Source organism: Ramlibacter cellulosilyticus (assembly GCF_014297465.1).
Lineage (GTDB): Bacteria > Pseudomonadota > Gammaproteobacteria > Burkholderiales > Burkholderiaceae_C > Ramlibacter > Ramlibacter cellulosilyticus.
The window spans coordinates 574,577-596,583 of the sequence record NZ_JACORT010000002.1 but is presented as its reverse complement, the minus strand read 5'-3'; the positions used below and the strand labels follow the sequence as shown (position 1 = coordinate 596,583).

At 70.6% G+C, this 22,007-nt stretch carries 8 protein-coding genes (1 of these 8 cut by a window edge); 7 read left to right on the top strand and 1 reads right to left on the bottom strand.

The genetic code is table 11. The features are described from left to right. Window positions 1–21: 21 nt before the first annotated feature. The 7 genes from H8N03_RS08525 (at window position 22) to H8N03_RS08495 (ending at window position 11,577) form a co-directional block, all read left to right on the top strand. Window positions 22–768, top strand: coding sequence for an SDR family oxidoreductase (locus tag H8N03_RS08525; protein WP_187075723.1), 747 nt, complete (start codon window positions 22–24; stop codon window positions 766–768). Continuing rightward, a complete protein-coding gene (locus tag H8N03_RS08520) occupies window positions 768–1,229 on the top strand; it encodes a MaoC family dehydratase (protein ID WP_187075722.1) in 462 nt (153 codons plus the stop codon). The genes H8N03_RS08525 and H8N03_RS08520 overlap by 1 nt, the downstream gene beginning before the upstream one ends. Then, complete coding sequence (locus tag H8N03_RS08515) at window positions 1,229–1,873, top strand: MarC family protein (RefSeq protein WP_187075721.1); 645 nt, start codon at window positions 1,229–1,231, stop codon at window positions 1,871–1,873. The genes H8N03_RS08520 and H8N03_RS08515 overlap by 1 nt, the downstream gene beginning before the upstream one ends. Before the next feature lie 84 nt (window positions 1,874–1,957). Then, complete coding sequence (locus H8N03_RS08510) at window positions 1,958–5,368, top strand: DUF748 domain-containing protein (protein WP_187075720.1); 3,411 nt, start codon at window positions 1,958–1,960, stop codon at window positions 5,366–5,368. Between the two features lie 105 nt (window positions 5,369–5,473). Continuing rightward, window positions 5,474–7,411: a GAF domain-containing protein gene (locus tag H8N03_RS08505; RefSeq protein ID WP_187075719.1), complete on the top strand. Its 1,938-nt coding sequence runs from the start codon at window positions 5,474–5,476 to the stop codon at window positions 7,409–7,411. Between the two features lie 7 nt (window positions 7,412–7,418). After that, window positions 7,419–9,581: a PqqD family peptide modification chaperone gene (locus H8N03_RS08500; RefSeq protein WP_187075718.1), complete on the top strand. Its 2,163-nt coding sequence runs from the start codon at window positions 7,419–7,421 to the stop codon at window positions 9,579–9,581. A 4-nt stretch (window positions 9,582–9,585) separates the two neighbouring features. Next, window positions 9,586–11,577 (top strand): preprotein translocase subunit SecA, encoded by a 1,992-nt coding sequence (locus H8N03_RS08495; RefSeq protein ID WP_187075717.1) that lies wholly within the window; start codon window positions 9,586–9,588, stop codon window positions 11,575–11,577. 30 nt (window positions 11,578–11,607) lie between these two features. Here H8N03_RS08495 and H8N03_RS08490 read toward each other — a convergent pair whose 3' ends face one another. Continuing rightward, window positions 11,608–22,007, bottom strand: the 3' end of a protein-coding gene (locus H8N03_RS08490; protein ID WP_187075716.1) for a tandem-95 repeat protein. The gene runs 26,854 nt beyond the window's last position; the window shows 10,400 of its 37,254 coding nt (coding positions 26,855–37,254); its start codon lies beyond the right edge, outside the window; it ends in the stop codon at window positions 11,608–11,610.

The following is a 22,007-nucleotide window of genomic DNA, read 5'->3' as shown; positions in this document are numbered from 1 at the left end:
ACGCGGCAGTGGAGGAGAAGCGTGAGCGAAGTCCTGTTGGTGACCGGCGGCAGCCGCGGCATCGGTGCCGCCACGGCCGTCCTGGCGGCGCGCAAAGGCTATGCCGTCGCCGTGAATTACGCGAGCAACGAAGCGGCCGCGAACGAGGTGGTGCGCACGATCCGCGACGCGGGCGGGCAGGCGATCGCCGTGCGCGCCGACGTCGCGGACGAGTCGCAGGTGCTGGAGATGTTCGCGCAGGTGGACGCCCAGCTCGGGCGGCTCACCGCCCTCGTCAACAACGCCGGCGTCGTGGACCGCCCCGCGCGCGTCGAGGACATGAGCGTCGCGCGCCTGGAGCGCATGTTCGGCATCAACGTGATCGGCAGCGTCCTGTGCGCGCGCGAGGCGGTGAAGCGCATGGGCAAGAGACACGGCGGGCGCGGTGGCGCCATCGTCAACCTCTCCAGCGCGGCAGCGCGGCTGGGCGCGCCTGGCCAGTACGTCGACTACGCCGCCGCCAAGGGCGCGATCGACGCGTTCACCATCGGCCTCGCCAAGGAGGTCGCGGCCGACGGCATCCGCGTGAACGCCGTGCGGCCCGGGCTCATCGAGACCGAGATCCACGCGTCCGGCGGACTTCCCGACCGCGTGCGCGAGCTGTCGCACCAGGTCCCCATGCAGCGCGGCGGCACCGCGGAAGAAGTGGCGCATGCGATCCTCTGGCTGCTCTCGCCGGAAGCGAGCTACACCACCATGTCCCTCGTCGAAGTCTCCGGAGGCCGCTGATGGCGATCACGCTCTACTGGGAAGACCTGCAGCCCGGCACCGTCCGGGACCTCGGCACCACCTCGGTGACGGCCGAAGAGATCAAGGAGTTCGCCGCGAAGTACGACCCGCAGCCCTTCCACCTCGACGAGGAGGCGGGGCGGCAGTCGATGTTCGGCGCGCTGGCGGCCAGCGGCTGGCAGACGGCCTGCCTCGCGATGCGCCTCACCGTGGACAACATGCTGCGGCACTCCGCCAGCAAGGGGTCGCCGGGGCTGGAGAGCCTGAAGTGGCTCAAGCCCGTGTACCCGAACGACCAGCTGAGCCTGCGGCACACCATCCTCGAGTCGCGTCCGCTCAAGTCGCGGCCCGACACCGGCCTCGTGCGTTCGCGCTGGGAGCTGTTCAACCAGGACGGCGACAAGGTGCTGGAGATGGAGGGCTACGGGATGTTCGGGCGGCGCCACCCGGCCGTCGGCTGATGGAGTTCAAGCCGCTCGTCACGCTGCTGGCCATCGTCAACCCGCTGGCGATCGTCCCCTTCTTCATCCACTACACCGAGGGCCTCTCGCCCGAGGCGCGGGCGCGCACGGTGTGGGTCTCCTCGTTCACGGCCTTCCTCGTGATCGCGGCCAGCGCCTTGTTCGGCGTCGCCATCCTGGAGTTCTTCGGCATTTCGCTCGCGAGCTTCCAGGTGGGCGGCGGCATGCTGCTGCTCACCAGCGCGCTCAACATGCTCAACGCGAAGCCGGCCGAAGTGAAGCCCGCGAGCACGGACGTGAGCGAAGGCGCGGAGAAGGCCGCGATGGGCGCGAGCATCGCGGTCGTGCCGCTCACGATCCCGCTGCTGACCGGGCCCGCGACGATGTCCGCGGTGGTGATCTACGCCGACCGCGCCAGGAGCTGGTGGGAACTGGGCACGCTGGTCGGCTACGGCGTGGTGGTGGGCCTCGTGACGGCGCTGTGCTTCTCGCTCGCGCACCCGATCGCGCGTGCGCTCGGCCGCACCGGCATCAACGTGATGACGCGCTTGATGGGCTTGATCCTCGCCGCGCTGGCGGTGGAAGTCATGGCCAGCGGCCTGGGCAAGCTGTTCCCCATCCTCTCCCGCACCGGCGCCCTCTAGCCCCGCCGGTAGGAATTCGTTACCCGCCGTCCGGCACGAAAGTCCCATGGCCGGCCGCGGCCGCCGCGCGCATCCTGCGCTGCCATGGGACGCTACCTGTCGAAGATGCTGCGCAGCAGGCTGCTGCGCATCGCAGCGGGCCTGTTCGCGCTGTACCTCCTCGCCGGCTTCTTCCTCGTCGACCCGCTCGCCCGCAAGCTGCTGCCCTGGGCCGGCGAACGGATGCTGGCCAGCCGCCTCGCGGCGGAGCGGGTCGAATTCAACCCGCTCACCCTGGAACTGCGCGTGCACGGGCTGGTGCTGGCCGAGCCGGACGGCCGCCTGCTTGCGGGCTTCGCCCAGCTGTACGCGGACGTGGAGTCCGCGGGCCTCGCCCGCTGGGCCTGGCGCATCCGCTCACTGCAGGTGGACCGTCCCCAGGTGCGCGTGGAGGTGCGGCGCGGTGGCACCCTGAACTGGGGCGCGCTCGCCGCCCGGGTCCGGGAGCGCATGGGGCCGCCCTCGGACGCCATGGCACGCGTCCTCGTCGACCACCTGCGCATGGCCGAGGGCGACATCCTCTACACGGATGCGGACCGTCCCGGCGAGCCCTTCCAGGCGGCATTCGCTCCCCTCGGGCTCGAGCTGGAAGGGCTGTCCACCCTCCCGGAGGACCGCGGCGGCTACCTCCTGGCCGCGAAGCTCGCGGAGCAGGGCGGCACGCTCCGGTGGAAGGGCGACGTGGCGCTGAACCCGCTGCAGTCGCACGGCGAACTCGCGCTGGAAGGCGCGCGTGTCGACAAGGTGGCGCGCGCCCTGGCCGGCGCGCTCGACGCGGAGCCGGCGGGCACGCTGGACGTGGCCCTGCGCTACCGCTTCGCGATGCTGCGCACGAGCGCGAAGGCGGACGTGGCCTCGCTCGAGGTCTCCGGCGCGCGCGCCGTGGTCCGCGGCTTCACCATCGCGCCGCGCGGTGGCGGCGATCCGCTGCTGCAGGTGGGCGAAGCGCGCGTCGAGGATGCGTCCTTCGACCTGCTGCGCCGCGAGATCCGCGTGGGCGCGCTGAAGCTCGATGGCGGCACGCTGGCCGCCGCGCGGGACGCGCACGGGCAGGTCGACTGGCGCGGGCTGTGGACCGCGGATGCGCGGGGCAACGGGGATGCGCCGGCGCCGGGCGCGCCATGGAAGCTGGCCGTCGCCGACATCCGCCTCGCCGGCTGGAAGGCGCGCTGGACCGACCGGACCTATGCGACGCCGCTGTCGGCGGAGGTGGAAGGCCTCGCCCTTTCCGCGGCCGTCGAAGGCACGCTGGACGGCACGGCGTCGCTGGTGGTGGCGCCGCTGGAAGTCGCGCTGGGGCCGGTGCAGCTGCGCTCCGGCGGCGAGCCCGTCGTGCGGATGCGGCAAGGTGCGATCAAGGGAGCGCAACTGCAGCTGCCCGCGGGCACGCTGCGCGTCGCGGAGGTGCACCTCGCGGGCGCCAGTGCCTCCGTGGAGCGCGACAGGCAGGAGCGGCTGAACTGGACGGAGATCCTGCGCAAGGAGGGTGTCGTGGAGCAAGGTCCCGCAGGGGCACCACCGGACCTGCGGGTCGCGCTCGTGCGTCTCGAGGACTTGCAGCTGCGCTTCGTGGACGCGACGCCCGCCACCCCGGTCACGCTCGACCTGCAGCAGGGCGCGATCGAGCTGCGCGACGTGGACCTCGACTTCGCGCACCCCCTGCCGGTGCAGGCCCGCTTCGCCGTGCAGCAGGGCGGCCGCTTCGAGGCGAAAGGCAGCGTCGTCCCGGCGAAGGCCTCCGGGCAGCTGGACCTGCGCGTGACGGGCTTCTCGCTCAAGCCCTTCGCGCCCTACGTGAACCGCTTCGCGAAGCTGGACCTCCAGACGGGGTCCATCGCCACGGCCGGCAAGCTGTCCTTCGCGCCCGCCGCGTCCGGCACCGCGCTCACCTACGCCGGCGGCTTCTCGCTGGACGACCTGTCGATCACCGAGGAGGATTCGGGCGAGGCCTTCCTCGGCTGGCGGAAGCTCTCGTCCGGCTCGCTGCGGGTCTCGCTGGGGCCCGACCGCGCGCACGTCGGCGAACTGGTGGCGCTGCAGCCTTTCGGCAAGGTCATCATCTTCGAGGACCAGAGCCTCAACCTGCAGCGCATCCGGCGCGACGCACCGGTGCAACCCGCGGCGGCGGCGGCGAGCGCGTCCGCGCCCTTCCCCCTCGTCGTCGAGCGCCTGCGCATCGTGGACGCCAACGCCGAATTCGCCGACCTCTCCCTCACGCCCCGCTTCGGCACGCGCATGCAGGAACTGGGCGGGGTGGTCACGGGCCTGTCCACCGACCCGTCGGCCGTCGCGCAGCTCGAGCTGGATGGCAAGGTGGACGAGTACGGCTCCGCGCGCATCCGCGGCACCCTGCAGCCTTTCCACGCGACCGCGTTCACCGACGTCACGCTGGCCTTCCGCAACCTGGAGATGACGCGCCTGACGCCGTATTCGGGCAAGTTCGCGGGCCGGCGCATCACCTCGGGCCGCCTCTCGGTGGACCTCGAATACAAGATCCGGCAGCGGCAGCTCGCCGGCACGAACAAGTTCGTGGTGAACCGCCTCAGGCTCGGCGAGCCCGTGGAGAGCCCCGGCGCGATGAAGCTGCCGCTGGACCTCGCCATCGCGCTGCTGGAGGACAGCAACGGCGTGATCGACCTCGACCTGCCGGTGTCCGGCAGCCTGGACGATCCGCAGTTCAGCTACGGCGCGATCGTCTGGAAGGCGATCGTCAACGTCCTCACGAAGATCGTGACGGCGCCCTTCCGCGCCCTCGGCGCGCTGCTGGGCGGCAATGCGGAGCGCTTCGAGTCCGCCGGCTTCGATCCGGGCAGCAGCGTCCTGCTGCCGCCCGAGCAGGAGAAGCTGAAGCTGCTCGCCGACGCGCTGGCGAAGCGGCCCGCCCTGACCGTGCGCCTGGAGCCCGGGTACGACCCCGATGCGGACCGCAAGGCCTTGCAGGACGCGGCGATGCGGCGCGAGGCCGCGGCGGTCGCGGGGGTGCAGCTCGCGCCCGGCGAGGCGCCGGGCCCCGTGGACATCAACCACCACAAGGTGCAGACCTGGCTGGAGGACCGGTATGCGCGCGAAGCGGGCAAGCCCGCGTACGAGCAGCTCCGCGCCAGCTACCGGGGCAAGGAGGCCGGGGCGGTCACGCGGGTGCTGGAAAGCAGTTTCGTCGAGCGGCTTGGACGGCGGTTCGGCGAGCGGGATGCGGGGCCGCCCTCGGCCCTCCACGCCGAACTGCTGGAGCGCCTCGCGCGCGAGGTCGCCGTGACCGACGCGCAGCTGCAGGAACTCGCGCAGGCCCGCGCCCGGGCCATGCAGGAGCACGTGGTCCGGCTGGGGCTGGACCCGGCCCGCATCGCGATCGGCGCGCCACGAACTGCAGCGGCCAGGGAGAAGCTGGTGGCGACCGCCGTCGCCCTCGACGCGGCACGGCCGCCCGCGGCGCAGCCGGTGTCGCAACAGCCCTAGGACTTCCGCGCGGGCCGGCGCGAACCCGGCTCCGGCCCCCTCCTTCCGGCCCCTTCCCCTGTGCGTCCCGCTCGACTATTCTCCCGTTCCAGGGGGGATGACCACATGAGCGCGACGACCGCCGGGGCTCCCGCGAGGGAGACCGGTGCCCGCCAGGCACCTGCGCCGTCTCCCGCCAGCGGGGAGCCCTGGACCGCCTTCGTCACGGCACGGACGCCGCAGGCCTATTTCCGCGGCTGGCTCGAAGTCGTGTGCGCCCGCTTCCCCGAGGTCCGCGCCGCCGCCTTGCTGGTGCAGGGCGATGCCGGCGCCAGCCTCCTGCCCATCGCCGTCTGGCCCTCCGCGGATGCCGACCTCTCCCGCCTGACGCCCACGCTGCAGCGCGCCGTGGGCGAGCGCCGCGGCCTCATCGACCACGTCACGCAGCCGCCGCCGGCCCAGGATGGCGAGAAGCCGGCGCCCTTCGTGCCGGTGAGCCGCATCGGGTATCCGGTGCTGATGGGCGACCGCGTCGCGGGCGCCGTGGTGCTGGAGATGCTGCCCAACCCGGCACGGGCCACCGAGCTGCTGCGCCACCTGCACTGGGGCCTGGGCTGGGTGCTCGAGGCCTTGCAGCGGCGCGACACGGAGCAGGCCACCACGCGCAGCGCCCGCATCCTGTCGGTCATGGAATCGGTGGCCACGGCCCTGCGCCCGGGCAAGCTGCACGAGATCCTGTTCGAGGTGGCCAACGACATCTCGCGGCGCCTGGGCTGCGCCCGCGTGGGCATCGGCCTCGCGCGCCACGAAGCCGTGGAGCTGAAGGTGCTCTCGGACACGGCCTGGATCGAGCGCAACTCCGCCCTCGCGCAGGCGTACGTCGCGGCGATGGAGGAGGCGTACGACAACGCGGCGCCCATCGTGGTGCCGCCGCTGGTCGCGGCCGCGGAGCGCAAGGAGGAGAGTCCCGCGCCCGGCGTGGCCCCGGCACCGCGGCACGATGCGCTGCGGGCGGAACACGAAGCTTCGAGCGTCGCCTCCGTGCCGCTCATGCTGGGCGTGCGCTGCGTGGGCGTGCTGACGCTGGAGTGGCACGGCGAGCGCCTCTGCACCGGGGAGGAACTGGCCTGGCTGCTGGCGTTCGCCGCCATGCTGCCTTCCATCATCGAGGACAAGCGGCGCGCGGACCAGGGCGCACTCTCCAAGGGGGCGGACGCCGGCAGGCAGGTCGCGACGAAGATCTTCGGTCCGCGGCACCTGGTGTGGAAGGCCGCGACGGCTGCCATCGCGATCACGGTGGCGGTGCTCGCGCTCGTGCCCGTGACCTACCGCGTCTCGGCCAAGACCGTGATCGAGGGCGAGACCCAGCGCGTGGCCGCCGCGCCCTTCGAGGGCTTCGTCGCCGAGGCGCCGGTGCGCGCGGGCGACACCGTGCGCAGCGGCCAGCTGCTGGCACGCCTGGACGACCGCGACCTCAAGGCCGAACTGGAGAAGTGGAACAGCGAGCGCGACCAGTACGAGCGCAAGGTGCGCGAGGCGCTGGCCAGCCGCGAGATCAGCACGCTGCAGATCGCGCAGGCGCAGTTCAACCAGGCCGAGGCGCAGGTGAAGCTCGCGAGCGAGAAGCTGCGCCGCTCCGCCATCACGGCGCCCTACGACGGCGTGATCGTCTCGGGCGACCTGAGCCAGCAGATCGGCGCGCCGGTGGAACAGGGCAAGAAGCTGTTCGAGATCGCGCCGCTGGAAAGCTACCGGGTGATCCTGCAGGTGGACGAGCGCGACATCCGCTACGTGCAGGCGCGGCAGGAGGGCGAGCTGCTGATCGCCGGCCTGACCGAGGACGCGATGCCCTTCACGGTGACCAAGGTCACGCCGGTGGCGACCACGCAGGACGGCCGCAACTTCTTCCGCGTGGAGGCGAAGCTGCTGCGCGCCGACGAGCGCCTGCGCCCCGGCATGGAAGGCGTGGGCAAGGTGGCCACGCGCGAGCTGCGCCTCTGGACCGTGCTCACGCGCAGCTTCACCGACTGGCTGCGCCTGCAGCTGTGGACCTGGCTGCCCTGAGGCGCGCATGGGCCGACCGCTTTTCAGCGCCTCCTGGCACAGCGTCGCCGAGCTGCGCCCCCAGCTCCTGGCGCAGGCCCGCGTGGAGCGCCACGTGTACCGCGGCCAGGTCTGGTACGTCGTGTCCGACCCGGCCGGCGGCAAGTTCCACCGGCTCTCCGGAACCGCGTACGAGTTCGTCACGCGCATGGACGGCCGGCAGACCGTGCAGGAACTCTGGGACGGCCTGTGCCGGTCCAGCGAGGCGGTGCACGCCGGCCGCGACATCCCGACGCAGGACGAGGTGGTGCAGCTGCTCGTGCAGCTGCACGCGGCGGACCTGCTGCAGCCGGACGTGGTGCCCGATGCCTCGCTGCTGTTGCTGCGCTACCGCAAGCGCCGCAACCAGACCTGGAAGCAGTGGCTGCTGCAGCCCACCAGCCTGAAGCTGCCGCTGGTCAATCCCGATGCCTTCCTCGGGCGCTGGGTGGACCGCCTGCGCTGGATCTTCACGCCCTTCGGCGCCCTGCTCTGGCTGGCGGTGGTGCTGCCCGCGGCGCTGCTCGGCGCGCGGCACGGCGGCGAGCTCACGCACAACCTCGCCGACCAGGTGCTCGCGACCAGCAACCTGTGGGTGATGGCCGCCGTGTTCCCGGTGGTCAAGCTGCTGCACGAGCTGGGGCACGGGTTCGCCGCGCGCGCCTGGGGCGGGCGGGTGCACGAGATGGGGCTGATGCTGCTGGTGTTCGCGCCGGCGCCTTACGTCGATGCGTCGTCCTCGTCCTCTTTCCGCTCCAAGTGGCGGCGCGCGATCGTCGGTGCCGCGGGCATGCTGGCCGAACTCTTCGTCGCGGCGCTGGCGATGTACGTGTGGGTGAGCGTCGAGCCGGGGCTGGTGCGCGCCATCGCTTTCAACGTGATGGTGGTCGCGGGCGTCTCGACCATCGTGGTGAACGGCAACCCGCTGCTGCGCTACGACGCGTACTACATCCTGTGCGACCTGCTGGAGATGCCCAACCTGGCGCAGCGCGGGCAGAAGCTGCTGCAGTACCTCTGGAACCGGCACGTGTTCGGCCTCCCGGACCAGGAGCCGCCGCACGAGAGCCCGGCGGAGCGTCGCTTCCTGCTCGCCTACACCGTGCTCTCGTGGTGCTACCGCGTGTTCATCACGCTGGGCATCGCGCTGTTCATCGCGTCGCACTTCTTCATCTTCGGCGTGCTGATCGCGCTGTGGACGGCGTTCGGCCTCGTGTGCGTGCCGCTGTGGAAGGCGGCGCGCTTCGTGCTGTACGACCCGGCGCTGGAACGCAGGCGGCAGCGCGCCCTGCGCATCAGCATGGGCCTCGTTGCGGGCGTGCTGCTCTTTGCGTTCGCGGTGCCCGTGCCTTCGCGCACGCAGGCCACCGGCGTCGTCTGGCTGCCGGAGCAGTCGCTGCTGCGCGCGGGCGCGAACGGCTTCTTCGCGCGCTGGCTGGTTCCGCCGGGCACGCCGGTCGTGCGCGGCACGCCCGTCATCGTGCTGGAAGACCCGCTGCTCACCGCCGAACTGGAAGTCGCGCAGGCGAAGGTGGACGAGGCGCGCGCCCGGCTGCACGCCGACCAGTTCACGCAGCCGGCCAAGGCGGAGATCGCCAAGCGCCAGCTGCAGCAGGAGGAAGTGCAGCTCGCGCGGGCGCAGCAGCGCCACGCCAGGCTCGTCGTGGTGGCCGGCGCGGACGGCGTGCTCACCGCCGCCAAGCCGCTGGACATGCCCGGCCAGTTCTACAAGCAGGGCGAGCTGCTCGGACACGTGCTGGAGCCGCGCGAGCTGGTCGCGCGCGTGGCCGTGCAGCAGGCCGACATCGACCTCGTGCGCAAGCGCTTCCGGGCCGCGCAGCTGCGCCTGTCCGAATCGGTGGAACAGGTGCATGCCAGCGCGATCCTGCGCGAGGCCGCGGCCGGCGTCCAGGAGTTGCCGACGCCCGCGTTGGCCGTGGCCAATGGCGGCCCGATCGCCACGGACCCGCAGGACGCCCAAGGCACGAAGCCGCTGGAACGCGTCTTCATCTTCGACCTGCAACTGCCGCCCGGGACCGCACCCAGCGCCTTCGGCGAGCGCGTGCACGTGCGCTTCAGCCACGTGCCGGAGCCGCTGGGGGTGCAAGGATGGCGGCGGGTGCGGCAGTTGTTCCTCAGCCGGTTCACGGTGTAGCGGTATGGCGATGGTGGGCGCCCTGGTGAAGGGCAAGGGCATCACGGTGGGCGACGGCGTCTACCTGGAACGCAAGGACGTGCGCGAGCTCGCGGCGGAAGCATGGCTGCGCGGCGCGCTGGCGCGGCTGCCCGCGCTGCCGCGCCGCGGCATGCCGTGGGACGCGGTGGTGCGCGCGGCTGGCCGCCACGAGGCCGCAGTGCAGGCGCTGGACGACGCGGCCTTGCGGGCCGACTTCCGCGCGCAGTGCGCGCGCATGGCCAAGGAAGGCTTCACCGACGTGCTGCTCGCCCGCGCTTTCGCCGGCGCGCGCGAGGCCTCGCGCCGCGCGCTCGGCAAGCGCCACCACGACGTCCAGCTGATGGGCGGCTGGACGCTGCTGCACGGCTACGTCGGCGAGATGGCCACGGGGGAGGGCAAGACGATCACGGCGGGTCTGGCCGCATCGGTGGGCGCCGCGACCGGTGCCGCCGTGCACGTGGTGACCGTCAACGACTACCTCGCGCAGCGTGACGCGGAGGAGAACCGCGCGCTGTTCGACTTCCTCGGCCTGAGCGTCGGCGTGATCCAGGGCGACATGGAGCCGGACACCCGCCGTGCGCAGTACGCGCGCGACATCACCTACGTGTCGAACAAGGAACTGGTGTTCGACTACCTGAAGGACCGCATCGCGACGAAGGGCACGCTGGACGCGCACGTCCGGCTGCGCGCGTATGCGACGGGCGCGGCGCGCCTGCCGGTGCTGCTGCGCGGCCTGCACCTCGCCATCATCGACGAGGCCGACAGCGTGCTGATCGACGAGGCGCGCACGCCGCTGATCATCTCCGAGACGCTGCCCGACGAGCTGGGCGCCGAGCTGTACCAGCAGGCGATCGCCTTCGCCCGCCGCATGCGCGAGGGCGAGCACTTCGAGCACAAGGGCGGGCAGCAGCTGTACCTGAACGCGGCCGCGGAAGCGGACATGACGGAATGGACGGTGGGCCTGCCCGGCGTGTGGCGCTCCGCCGTGTGGCGGCGGGAACTGATCCACAAGGCCTTGTCCGCCCTGCACTGCTTCCACCGCGACCAGCACTACATCATCGCCGAGGACAAGGTGCAGATCGTCGACGAGTTCACCGGCCGCGTGATGCCGGACCGCTCGTGGGAGCGCGGGCTGCACCAGATGATCGAGGCCAAGGAAGGCGCGGAGATCACCGGCCAGCGCAAGACTCTGTCGCAGATGACGTACCAGCGCTTCTTCCGCCGCTACCTGCTCCTGGGCGGCATGACGGGCACGGCGCGCGAGATCGCCGCGGAACTGAAAGGCACCTACGACCTGGAGGTGCTGCCCGTGCCGACGCACAAGCCGGGCCGGCGTCTGCGCCTGCGCGATGCGTGCCACGCCACCGACGACGCGCGCTGGGCCGCCGTGGCGGCGCGTGCGGCGGAACTCGCCGCGGCCGGACGCGCCGTCCTGGTGGGTACGCGCTCGGTGCAGGCGTCGGAGATCCTCGACAGGTTGCTGGAGGACGAGGGCGTGCCGCACACCGTGCTGAACGCGCGCCAGGACCAGGCCGAAGCGGAGGCCGTGGCGCAGGCCGGCGGCCGCGGCCGCATCACGGTCGCCACCAACATGGCCGGTCGCGGCACCGACATCAAGCCGGAAGCCGACGTGCTCGCGTCAGGCGGCCTGCACGTGATCCTCACGGAGTTCCACGAAAGCGCGCGCGTGGACCGCCAGCTGTTCGGCCGCTCCGCGCGGCAGGGGCAGCCGGGCACCGTGGAGGCGATCGTGTGCGTGGACGACGAGGTGTTCGTGCGGTTCGGGCAGCCGTTGCAGGCGGTGGCGCGGGCCGTGGCGCGGCGCAGCGGCCGCCTGCCCGCGTGGCTGCTGAAGCTGCTGGCGCGCTACACGCAGGCCCGCGCCGAGGCGCACAACCGGCGCGTGCGGATGCAGACGCTGAAGCACGACCGGCGCACGGGCGAGCGCATGGGCTTCACGGGCAAGAGCGACTAGCCCACCGCGCGTTGCGGTGGGCTGGTCCGCTCACTCCTGGTCCATCCGCAGGCTCAGCCCCACCAGTTGCGCCAGGCGGACCAGGTCCACGTCCTCGCCCGCCCCGAGCAGGTCTGCAAGCCATGCACTGTCGGCGGTCCCACTTCCAGGCAGCGATCCCAGGTCGGTGACCTGCGACCAGTCGACCGGTACGCCGGCCGCCGCGCTGGCCGCGTCGGGCCCGGCGTTCAGCACGAGGTACTGGACGGGCTCCGTTTCCGCAAGGCTGGTGCTGCCCTCGGACGACTGCACGGTGATCGTCGCGCTGGAATCGCCGCACGGCGGCGGGCTCGCGGGCCTGGCCACCACGACCAGCGTGATCACGCCGGAAGCACTGAGCGAACCGTCGCTCACCGTATAGGTGAAGGTGTCGATGCCGGTGAACCCCGTGGCGGGACGGTAGGTGTAGCTGCCATCCAGGTTGCGCGACAGCGTGCCGTGCGCCGGCCGGCTCACCGTGATGGTGAGGCAGTTGCTGTCCACGTCCTCCACGAGGCCGTCGAGCCGGACGCGGATGCTGCCGCCCTTTTCCAGCGTGTAGCTCGCGTTGAAGGCCGTCGGTGCGTCGTTCACCGGCGCGATGTTCAGCGTCACCGTCGTCGCCGCGGACCACGCGGTGCCGTCGTTCACGCGATAGGTGAAGGTCTCGGTGCCGTACCAGTTCGCTTGCGGCAGGTAACTGTAGGTCCCGTCGGCGTTGCGCGTGAGCGTGCCGTGCTGCGGCTGCGTGAGGATCTCCACGGCCAGGGTGTCGGCGTCCGCGTCCGTGTCGTTGGCCAACAGGTTCAGGCGGACGACCGCATCTTCGCCGCCCGCACCGCTGTCGGCATTCGCCACTGGAGCGGTGTTGGGGCCTTCCACGGTGAGCGTGAACGATTGCGTGGAGGAGCCGCCGCGGCCGTCGCTGGCCAGCACGCTGAAGCTGTACGTGCCGGTCGTAGCCGTCGCCCAGGTCACGCGGCCCGTCGCCGGGTCGATGCTTGCGCCGTCCGGCGCATCCGCGAGCGAGTAGCTGAGGACATCGCCGTCCGCGTCGCGTGCATCGGCGTCGTAGTCCAGCCGCGCGATCAGGCCATCGCGGGCGCTGGCAAGGCCGCGTGCGTTGATCACCATGTCGTTGAAGTCCTGGTCGCCGCCGCCAGTGAGGTCCTCCCAACGCAGCGAGAGGACGCCATTGCCGCCGAGCGTGGCACGCAGATGGTCGAAACCGTCCGGGTTGGCTTGCGCAAAGCTGAAGAAGGCGAGCGGCCCGTTGCCGACCTGGTTCGCGCTGTTCTTCGTGCGCCAGTAGCCCGCGCTCGCATCCTGCACCAGGTAGAAGCCCAGGTACCGGCCGGCGGGCAGCTGGCGGGCGTGCGTGATGCCCGACGCCGCGCTGCCGGCGAAGATGCTGGTGGACCGGGACAGCGACAGGGCCGCCGCCGCATATCCGGGGTCGCCCGGCAGCAGGTTGCCGATGCGGCCCTGCGCGTCGTCGACCACGAAGTAGCCGAATTCGTCCTTCATGGTGGACTCGCGCTGCGACAGCGTGAAGCTCGCCGTGGTCTTGCCCTGGGTGCCCGCCACCTGCCAGACGCTGTCGCCGGGGGCGTAGTTGGTCTCCAGGTGAATCACCGCGGGCGGCGCGCTCGTGAACTCGGGATCGCGGTTGGTGCGGATCACGTCGATGGCCACCGTGACCGGGCTCGACTGCAGCTGGCCGTCGCTCACCACGTAGCTGAAACTGTCGGGGCCCCAGTAACGGTTGGTGGGCTTGTACGTGACGGTGCCGTCCGTGTTGAGAGTCAGCGTGCCGTGCGCAGGCTGCGTGACGATCACCGGCTGCAGCTGCTCGCGGGTGTTGTCCACGTCCGTGTCGTTGGCCAGCAGGTCGATGCGCACGGTGCCCACGTCGTCCACGTGGACGGTCTCGCCGGCGGCCACGGGAGCGTCGTTGACCGGCGTGATCGTGAGACTGGCGACCGCGGTGCTGGACAGCGTTCCGTCGCTCAGCGTGTAGCTGAAGCTGTCGGCCCCGAAGTAGTCCGCGAAGGGCGTGTAGCGGTAGCTGCCGTCCGCTTCGTGCACCAGCGTGCCGTGCAAGGCCCCGGTGGCCGTGAACGTGACGGGGTCGCCGTCGATGTCGCGGGATCTCACGGCGATGAACACCGTGCCGTCCTCCGCCAGCGTGATCGCCATCGGCTCCGCGACGGGCGCGTCGTTGACGGGGCGCACCGTCAGCCACAGCGTGGCGAGGTTGCTGGTGCCGCCTTCGGTGTCGCGCAGCCGGAAGAAGACCTGGTCTTCGCCGTGGAAGTTCGCCGCGGGTCGGTAGACGTAGCGGCCGTCTTCGCCCAGTGCGAGCGTGCCGTGGTCCGGCCCCCCGACGATCTCCGGCAGCAGCGCGCCGGGTTCGACATCGCGCCCGAAGCCACGCAGGTCGAACACGACGCTGTCGTCTTCGTCCAGCGCGAGCGCCTGGTCGAAAGCGAGCGGCACGTCGTTGACCGGCGTCACCGTGACGGTGACGGTGGCAGGCTGCGACGCCAGCGCGCCGTCGCCGACGCGGTACGTGAAGGCGTCGGTGCCGTGGAAGTCGGCGTCGGGGGTGTAGGTGAAGGTCCCGTCGGCATTCACCACCAGCGTGCCGTGGGCGGGACCGGTCGCCACGGTGCCCTGCAGGGCAACGCTGTCGACGTCCTGCGCCGCCGCGAGCAGGCTGCCGGAGACGGCCTGGTCCTCATCGACCGTGAGCGACAGGTCGCTGGCGGTCGGGGCGTCGTTGACCGGCACCACGCGCAGCAGCAGAGTCGCCGGTGTGCCGAGGGCGCCGGAAGCATCGCGCAGCGCGAACACGACCCGGTCGTCACCCGACCAGTTCGCCGCCGGCGTATAGACGTAGCTGCCGTCCGCCTGCAGCACGAAGCTTCCGTTGTGCGGCCCGGACACCAGCTGGGGCGTGAGCGTTTCCTGCTCGACGTCGGTGCCGAGGGTGCGGAGATCGATGCCAGCCGCCGTGTCTTCGTCCGTCAGCAGCATCCAGTCCGAGGCCACCGGCACGTCGTTCACCGGATCGACGGTGATCGCGAAGGTCGCCGTGCGCGATGCCGCGGTGCCGTCGGAGACGCTCCACGTGAAGCTGTCCGTGCCGTACCAGTTCGCATCCGGCGTGTAGCGGAGGGTGCCGTTGGCGGCGACCGTCAGCGTCCCGTGTGCCGGGCCGGCGACGATGGATGCGCCCAGCGCGACATCGTCGACGTCGGACGCGGTCGCGAGCAGGTTGCCGGCGAGGGCATGGTCCTCGGCCACCGTCTCTGCCTGGTCGCCCAGCACGGGTGCGTCGTTCACGGGCAGGACCTGGATCGCGATCGTCGCGACGCCGGAGTACAGGCTGCCATCGGTCACGCGGACGGTGAACACGTCGGCGCCGAAGTAGTCCCCGTCGGGGCGGTAGCTGAAGCTGCCATCGGCGTTCAGCGCCACCGTGCCGTGCGCAGGACCTTGTTCCAGGACGGACTGGAGCAGCGCGCTGTCGATGTCCGTGGCACGGTCCAGGACGTTGCCGGACAGCGTGCCGTCCTCGGGCAGTTCCAGCGCCTGTCCCTGCAAGGCCGGCGCATCATTGACCGCGGCGACCACGATGCGGACGGTGGCGACGTTGCTCCGGCCGCCTTCGCTGTCCACGAGGCGGAAGCGCACGACTTCTTCCCCGTTCCAGTCCGCATCCGGCACGTAGACGTAGCTGCCGTCACCCTGGGGCGCGAGTGTCCCGTGCACGGGGCCGTCGACGATCTCCACCGCGAGCTGCAGGTCCTCGACGTCGCTGCCGAAGCGGCGCGGATCGAAGGCCAGCGACGTGTCTTCGCCGGTGGCGAGCGTCCGGTCCTGCGCGACCGGCAGGTCGTTCACCGGAGCGACGACGATCGTCACGGTCGCGGCGTTGCTGGAGAGCTCTCCGTCCGAGACCAGGTAGGTGAAGCTGTCGGTCCCGTAGAAGTTCCCGTCCGGCACGTAGACGAAGTTGCCTTCGGCCGTGAACGTGACCGTGCCGTGGCTCGCCTGTGCGAGCAGCACCGGCACGAGGCTGGCGCTGTCGATGTCGCGCGCGCCGGCCAGCAGGCTCCCGGTGGCGGACACGTCCTCGTCGGTGGCCAGGGCGACGTCGTCGAGGCGGGGCGCGTCGTTCACCGGCGTGACGGTGATCCGGAACGTGGCCGCGTTGCTGCGGGAGCCATCGCCGTCGTCCATGGCGAAAGTGAACGCATCCGCGCCAAAGTAGTCCGCATCCGGCCGGTAGGTGTACGTGCCGTCGGCGTTCGCGACCAGCACGCCATGCGCGGGGCCGTCCAGGATGACCGGCACCGGCGTGCCGTCCTCGACGTCCGAGCCGAGCGGCCGCAGGTCGATCGCCAGCTGCACGTCTTCCGCGGTCTGCGCGGCCCCGTCGATGGCGAGCGGCACGTCGTTGACAGGCCGCACGGTGATCGTCACCGTGGCCACCCCGCTGTCCAGCGCACCGTCGTTCACGCGGTAGGTGAACGTGTCGGTGCCGTTGTAGTTGGCGTCGGCGCGGTAGGTGAACGTGCCGTCCGGATTGCGGTCCACGCGGCCGTGCAGGGGCTGGGCGACGACGCTCGCCACGAGGCCGGCGCTGTCGATGTCGCTCGCCTGCGCGAGCAGGTCGATGGCCAGGTCGGTGTCCTCGTCGACACCCAGTGCGTGCGTGCCGGCGATCGGCGCGTCGTTGACCGGGCGCACGACGATCGCGACCGCCGCAATGCCCGACGACAGCGTACCGTCACTCACCTGGTAGGTGAAGCTGTCGGGACCGAAGTAGTCGGGGTCGGGCGTGTAGACGAAGCTGCCGTCGGCGGCCAGCGCCACCGAACCGTGCTCCGGCGCGGCGACGATGGTGGCGGAGAGGGCGGGACCGTCGACGTCGTCCGCCGTGGCGAGCAGGTTGCCGGCGATGGGCGTGTCCTCGTCGCCTTCCACGGCCTGGCCTGCCAGCGTCGGCGCGTCGTTGACGGCAGTGACCACGAGCGTCAGCGTCGCTTCGTTGCTCGCCGCACCCGCGGCGTCCACGAAGCGGAAGCGCAGGGCGTCGACGCCGTTGAAGTCCGCGGCCGGCGTGAAGGTGTACGTGCCGTCGCCATTGGCCGTGAAGCTGCCCTGCGCCGGATCGCCGACAACCTCGGCCACCAACGTGGCGTCGTCCACGTCGAATCCGAAGTCCCGCAGGTCGACGGTTGCCGTGCCGTCCTCGGCCAGCGTGACCATGCCATCGCGTGCGACCGGCGCGTCGTTCACGGCAGTGACCGTGATCGTGACGGAAGCCGGCGCGGAGGACAGCTCCCCGTCGCTCACGGCATAGGCGAACGTGTCCGTGCCGTTGAAGTCAGCTGCTGGCGTATAGACCGCCACGCCGTCCGCGCCGACGGTCACCGTGCCGTGCTGCGGCTGCGTGGTGACGACCCAGGCGAGCGGCGTGGACTCCACGTCGCTGCCGGAAAGCGCCAGGGTGACGCTGCCGTCCTCGTCCGCACCGGCATTCGCCGGCGCGGCTTCGGGGGCGTCGTTCACCGGCGTCACCGTGAGGGTGACGGTGGCGATGTTGGAGCTCTCGGCCTCGGTGGCACCGGCGATGCGGTACGTGAACGAGTCCGTCCCGTAGAAGTTGGCTGCCGGAACGTACGTGAAGGTGCCGTCCGCATTCACCGTGACGCTGCCGTGGGCGGCGCCGGCCACCAGCTCCGCCGCAAAGCCAGGGAGCTGCGCGTCGACGTCGTTGGCGAGAGCGGAGATGACGACGCTTCCGTCTTCCGTCGCGACCGCTTCGTCGTCGGCCGCCTCGGGGGCGCCGATGAAGTGGACGTCGCGAACGGTGACCACGCTGTCCGCGGCGCCGAAGCCGATCAGGTCGAACCGGAGGTTGACGATGCTGCCCGCGACCATGCTGCGCAGGTCGAGCAGGTAGGTGGTGCTGCCGTCCGCGTTACGCGTGCTGTGCACCGGGTCCGCGGCGCGGCGAAGGAGGCCGCCGCCGGCTCCCTGGACATTCAGCAGAGCGTCGCTGCGCGTCAGCCCGATGGTCCCATGGAGTGGCTGCATCGCCGCGTCCAGCAACGCCGCCTCGAACGCGTCGCGCGGGCCGAAGCCGGCCGTGGACAAGCCGCTGTCGTCCACCGTGAAGGTGAGATAGCGATCGCGCACGCCGAGCGTGAAAGCCTGGGCCGCCCCCGCCTGCGCGGCGGTCGACTCGCGCAGCACGATGGAGCCCTCGATCGCAGCGAGCGTCGTGGGCGCAAGGAACGCCGCCGTGGCCTGCAACGCCTGAGCTGGCGTGTTGCTGCCGCCTGCAACGAGCTCCAGCGGGGCGCCCACGCGTTCGACGAAACTGGCGGGGTTGGCCTCGCGCCATGCCGCCAGGTCTGCGGCTGTCGGCATGCGACGAACCCCCGGGGCCAGATGGCCGCTCATGACGTCCTCGGACCGCGCGAGGTCGGCGGCGCCAAGGACGTGGCCGAGTTCATGGACCAGCACGGTGAACAGGTCCAGTCTCCCGCTCGCCTCCGACCCCGCACCGGCTGCGTAGGACTGCAGTGTCTCGTCATACGTGAACTCGCCCGCCTCGAGCGGGGTGCCGTCCACGAACCATCCCCACCCGCCGCCGTCCGCGGCGATCTCCACATGCGTGCCGATCGTGCGTCCCGCCACTCCCGCGGGCAGGCCGGCGGCGAGTTCGACGGTGACGTCGTTCAGGACCCCGATGGACGCGCCCTGGGCGATCCAGTACGCCCTGGCCTCGTCGAGCAAGGACTCGAGCCGGTCTGCCACGCCCGGATCGGCCACGCCCGCCGCGGGGCCCGTGCCCGCCAGTTCCTGCAGGCGGTACGTGGAGGAGTTCTGCTTGAGGAACTGGTAGGCGTCGCGCAGGTTCTGGGCGCCCGCGCCGCGCGCGGCGTCCAGCGCCTCGAGTGCCTGCCTCGCCGGCGCGGTATACGACTCCCACAGTCCCGTCGCCGGATTCTTCCTGAATCCCACCACGGTGTCGCCACCGACGAAGCGCCCGTCCGGAAGCTGCTTGCGCAGCGTGATGAAGATCCTGTCGGACATCCAGTCGTTGGGGTTCCAGCCCGGGATGGATTCGGTTGCGGCCTGCAGCCTGTTCCAGCTGGCCGGATCGTTCGCCATCTTCAGGATGCTCTGCGTCGCGAGCTCGACGCCCCTGGCTTCCTGCACGGCATACACATGCGCCGGAACGGACCCCTGCGCTATGCGCGCCGAGACCATGCGCAGCTCCTTCGAAAACTTCAGCAGCCCGCTCCTGACGCTGTCTCCGGCTGTCGGGAAATCGAAATCGCTCTTGATGAACTGGTAGAGATTGTTCGTCTGGAAGCCGAAGGGGCCCGCCTTCACGTCCATCGTGGCGGCAACGGCCAGCGGCTTTCCGGAGCCATCGTCGATGTGCGCGATGGCATCGCCGTGCTTGCCGTAAAGCTCCCTGACGCCCGTCCCGAAGGGACTCTTTCCGAGCACGGCGATCGCGAACAACTGATTGGACTTCGCGTCGAATGCCGCACCGTAGGTGTTGTACTGGACTCCCTTCCAGTTGTCCTCGATGCGCTCTGCTGCCTCGGCGACCGTATCGGGTACGACGCGGACGCCCTTCAGTTCCCCAGCCCCCAGGGTACGCACGTAGTCGTCGAACTCACGGATGCTGGTGTACACCTTCTGCACCGAGTCCAGCCTCTGGTATCCCCCGCAGTTCGCGTTGTGGACCCAGATGCCCATGGTGTCCACGAAATAGGTGTGGAACTCCTCGACCTCGAAGTTGTAGACCTTCGTCCGGTACCAGGACTCGGGAGCGGTTCCCGGCGGCTCGTCATCGAGATACGCCTCGTCCGGGTTCTCGCGCATGCCGTAGAGCGGTGAGCCATCGGGCCGGAAACGGTTCTCGTGCAGGGGAACATGCGGGCGGACCTGGCCCTGCGCCATGCGCACCAGCAGCCCCTTGCTTCCATCACCCGCATAGTCCACCCATCCCTGGGTGCTGTCGTCCGTCTTGTAGACGCGCGCCGAGGTGACCACGCGGACGAGGCGGCCATCCGCCAGCAGCAGGTTCATGCCCGCGGCCAGGTGGTCTGCACGCACCCACTGGCGGGCCGGGTAAGGCGGCCCGAGGCGAACGTTCGTCTCCGCCCACCGCAATGCGTCCTCGTCGGAGTCGACCACCCAGAACGGGTGGTTCGGGGTCGTGACGACGAACCCGTTGCCGTAGGCGTCCAGGTAATCCTGCTCGGCGATCCCGGTCTTGAGCTTCTGCAGGAGTGCCTGGTCTTCCCAGGACACGAACCAGGTCTCCTGGGCCTCTTTCTCGAAGGTCCGGATCACCCGCTTGTAGGTGGGTTCGCCGCCCCCCTGCTCGGGCGAGGACAGCACATAGTCCCCCGCCTTGATCTGCTCGATGGGCCGCAGGCCCTCGCGCGTGTGGACCAGCGTGCCCGCAACGAAGCAGGCGATCTGCTCCGTGTTGCGCTTCGCCGCTTCCGCGATCTTCTCCCACAGCTTCGTTCCGGCGTACTGCTTGCCGAGTTGATCCCGAAGCTCCCCGAAAGTCTTGATCGGATGGAAGGCATTGAGGGTGGCAATGAGGTTGCCGTCCTTCAGGCTGTTGCGGGAGGCCAGGAGGATGTACTCCTGCATGCGCACGGCCTGCAACGCCTGCTCCATCGCCGTGGCCGACCGGTTGATGTACTGGTCGATGTTGCGACCTTCGCGCTCCATCCAGCCGAGGGCTTCGTCGAGCGTGTGGACGCCCTTGGGGGGAACCGCGAGCGCGCGGCCGCTGTAGGTGGTGATCTCGCCACCCGCCGCGGCAAGGATCCGTCCGCCGGAGCTGTCCGCGGCCGAGCCTCGCAGCCCGTAAGGGTCTGCCGCCAGTTGCGGTTCCACCACGCGGATCCGCGTGGGGTTGACCGTGTTGGGGCTGTTCGCCACTGCGCGCACGTGGCTTCGGCTGCCCATCCACCCCATCAGCCATCCGAGCCCGCTGTCGAGCATCACGTCCGACGTCAATTGGGTGAGGTTCGCCGCCGACAGGTACGAGGCGGTGGCCGCATCCAGCGACTCGCCCATGCTCGGGATGCGCTGCCGGGCGTCCTGCGTGAAGTTGTAGGTCGCGACCTGGCCCGCCTTCTGGATGATGCTGTAGGTCACGGCACCCGCCGCACTGCTGGCGAACTCGCCCCAGAACCCCGTGCCGACTGCGCCGGCAGCTGCCCTGCCTGCATAACCCGCCGCACCGATCGCGGCGACGCTCGCCAGGCCGTCGATGCCCGTGGCGTTCCAGTACTGGGTCGCGCTGATGTCGCCATTGGTGACGGCGGCATACCGGTCCGCTTGCCGGCCGACGAAGCCCGCCGTGAAGAAGTTCCAGCCGTTGTAGAAGAGCGTCTTCGCCGCGTAGGCGTAGATGCTGCCGTCCCCCTTGAGGATGTTGTCGTAGTCGCGGTCGGTGATCCCGAGCGCCTCGCGGTACACGTTCCCGGTGTACCGGTACTCGATCTTCGGGTACACGTCGTCGGGAGCCTGCGCGAAGTTGCCCCGGCCCGGAACCGAGTAGGTGCCGATGCCGTAGATCCAGCCGAACACGCCGTTCTCCGCGGGGCCGTCGTACCGGGTCGGCATGGCGTACGGTATCTGCTGCGTATCGGTGGGGGAGAGCCGGTCGATGGGGACCGACGCCCGCATGAAGTGCGTGTTGCTCTTCGCTTCCCGTGCGGCCTTGACCAGTCCCGCGGCATCCCAGACGAACAGGGATTTGTAGCTGCGCGAGCCCGTCGGCGTCTCCTCGTCGATCCAGACGTCGGCGAACAGCTTGTTGCCCAGCAACGAGAGATGGTCGACCGAGCCGCCGACGATGGGGCTGGTCGCGCCCAGGAATTTCGGCGCGCCGCGCTTGCCGAAGGGATCCTCGATGACGCCGATCTTCCCGCCCTCCTGCTTCCCGAGTCCGTAGAAGGCGTCGGAATTCCAGAAGGCCCCGTTGAAGGCGAAGTAGTAGTCGGCCACGAGCGCGTACTCGACGCCATCGACGTCGATCACCACGTTGCCGGCGGCACGCTGCACGTTCTCCTGCATGCGGCGCGTGAGGTACGTCGGGTCGTCACGCTCCGCGTCGCGCGGCGTCAGCCCCTTCGGCTTCACCAGCTTGAACGACCGGTCCAGGTTGCCGTTCGCGTCGGTGCCCGCGATCACGGCGATGACGCCGTCGTTCTTGTCCTTGCCGCTGGACAGCACGAACTCGCCATTCCCGTTGCCGCTCGTGATGTACTGGGGCTGCTTGCCACGCCCGGCAGGGAAGTCGGCGGCACGGATGACGGTGACCGCGCTCGCATCCACGCGCCCGG

Excerpts from the sequence above, each read along its gene's own strand:
- H8N03_RS08520 (WP_187075722.1), top strand. The coding sequence starts at position 768 with ATGGCGATCACGCTCTACTGGGAAGACCTGCAGCCCGGCACCGTCCGG.
- H8N03_RS08515 (WP_187075721.1), top strand. The coding sequence starts at position 1,229 with ATGGAGTTCAAGCCGCTCGTCACGCTGCTGGCCATCGTCAACCCGCTG.
- H8N03_RS08510 (WP_187075720.1), top strand. The coding sequence starts at position 1,958 with ATGGGACGCTACCTGTCGAAGATGCTGCGCAGCAGGCTGCTGCGCATC.
- H8N03_RS08505 (WP_187075719.1), top strand. The coding sequence starts at position 5,474 with ATGAGCGCGACGACCGCCGGGGCTCCCGCGAGGGAGACCGGTGCCCGC.
- H8N03_RS08500 (WP_187075718.1), top strand. The coding sequence starts at position 7,419 with ATGGGCCGACCGCTTTTCAGCGCCTCCTGGCACAGCGTCGCCGAGCTG.
- H8N03_RS08495 (WP_187075717.1), top strand. The coding sequence starts at position 9,586 with ATGGCGATGGTGGGCGCCCTGGTGAAGGGCAAGGGCATCACGGTGGGC.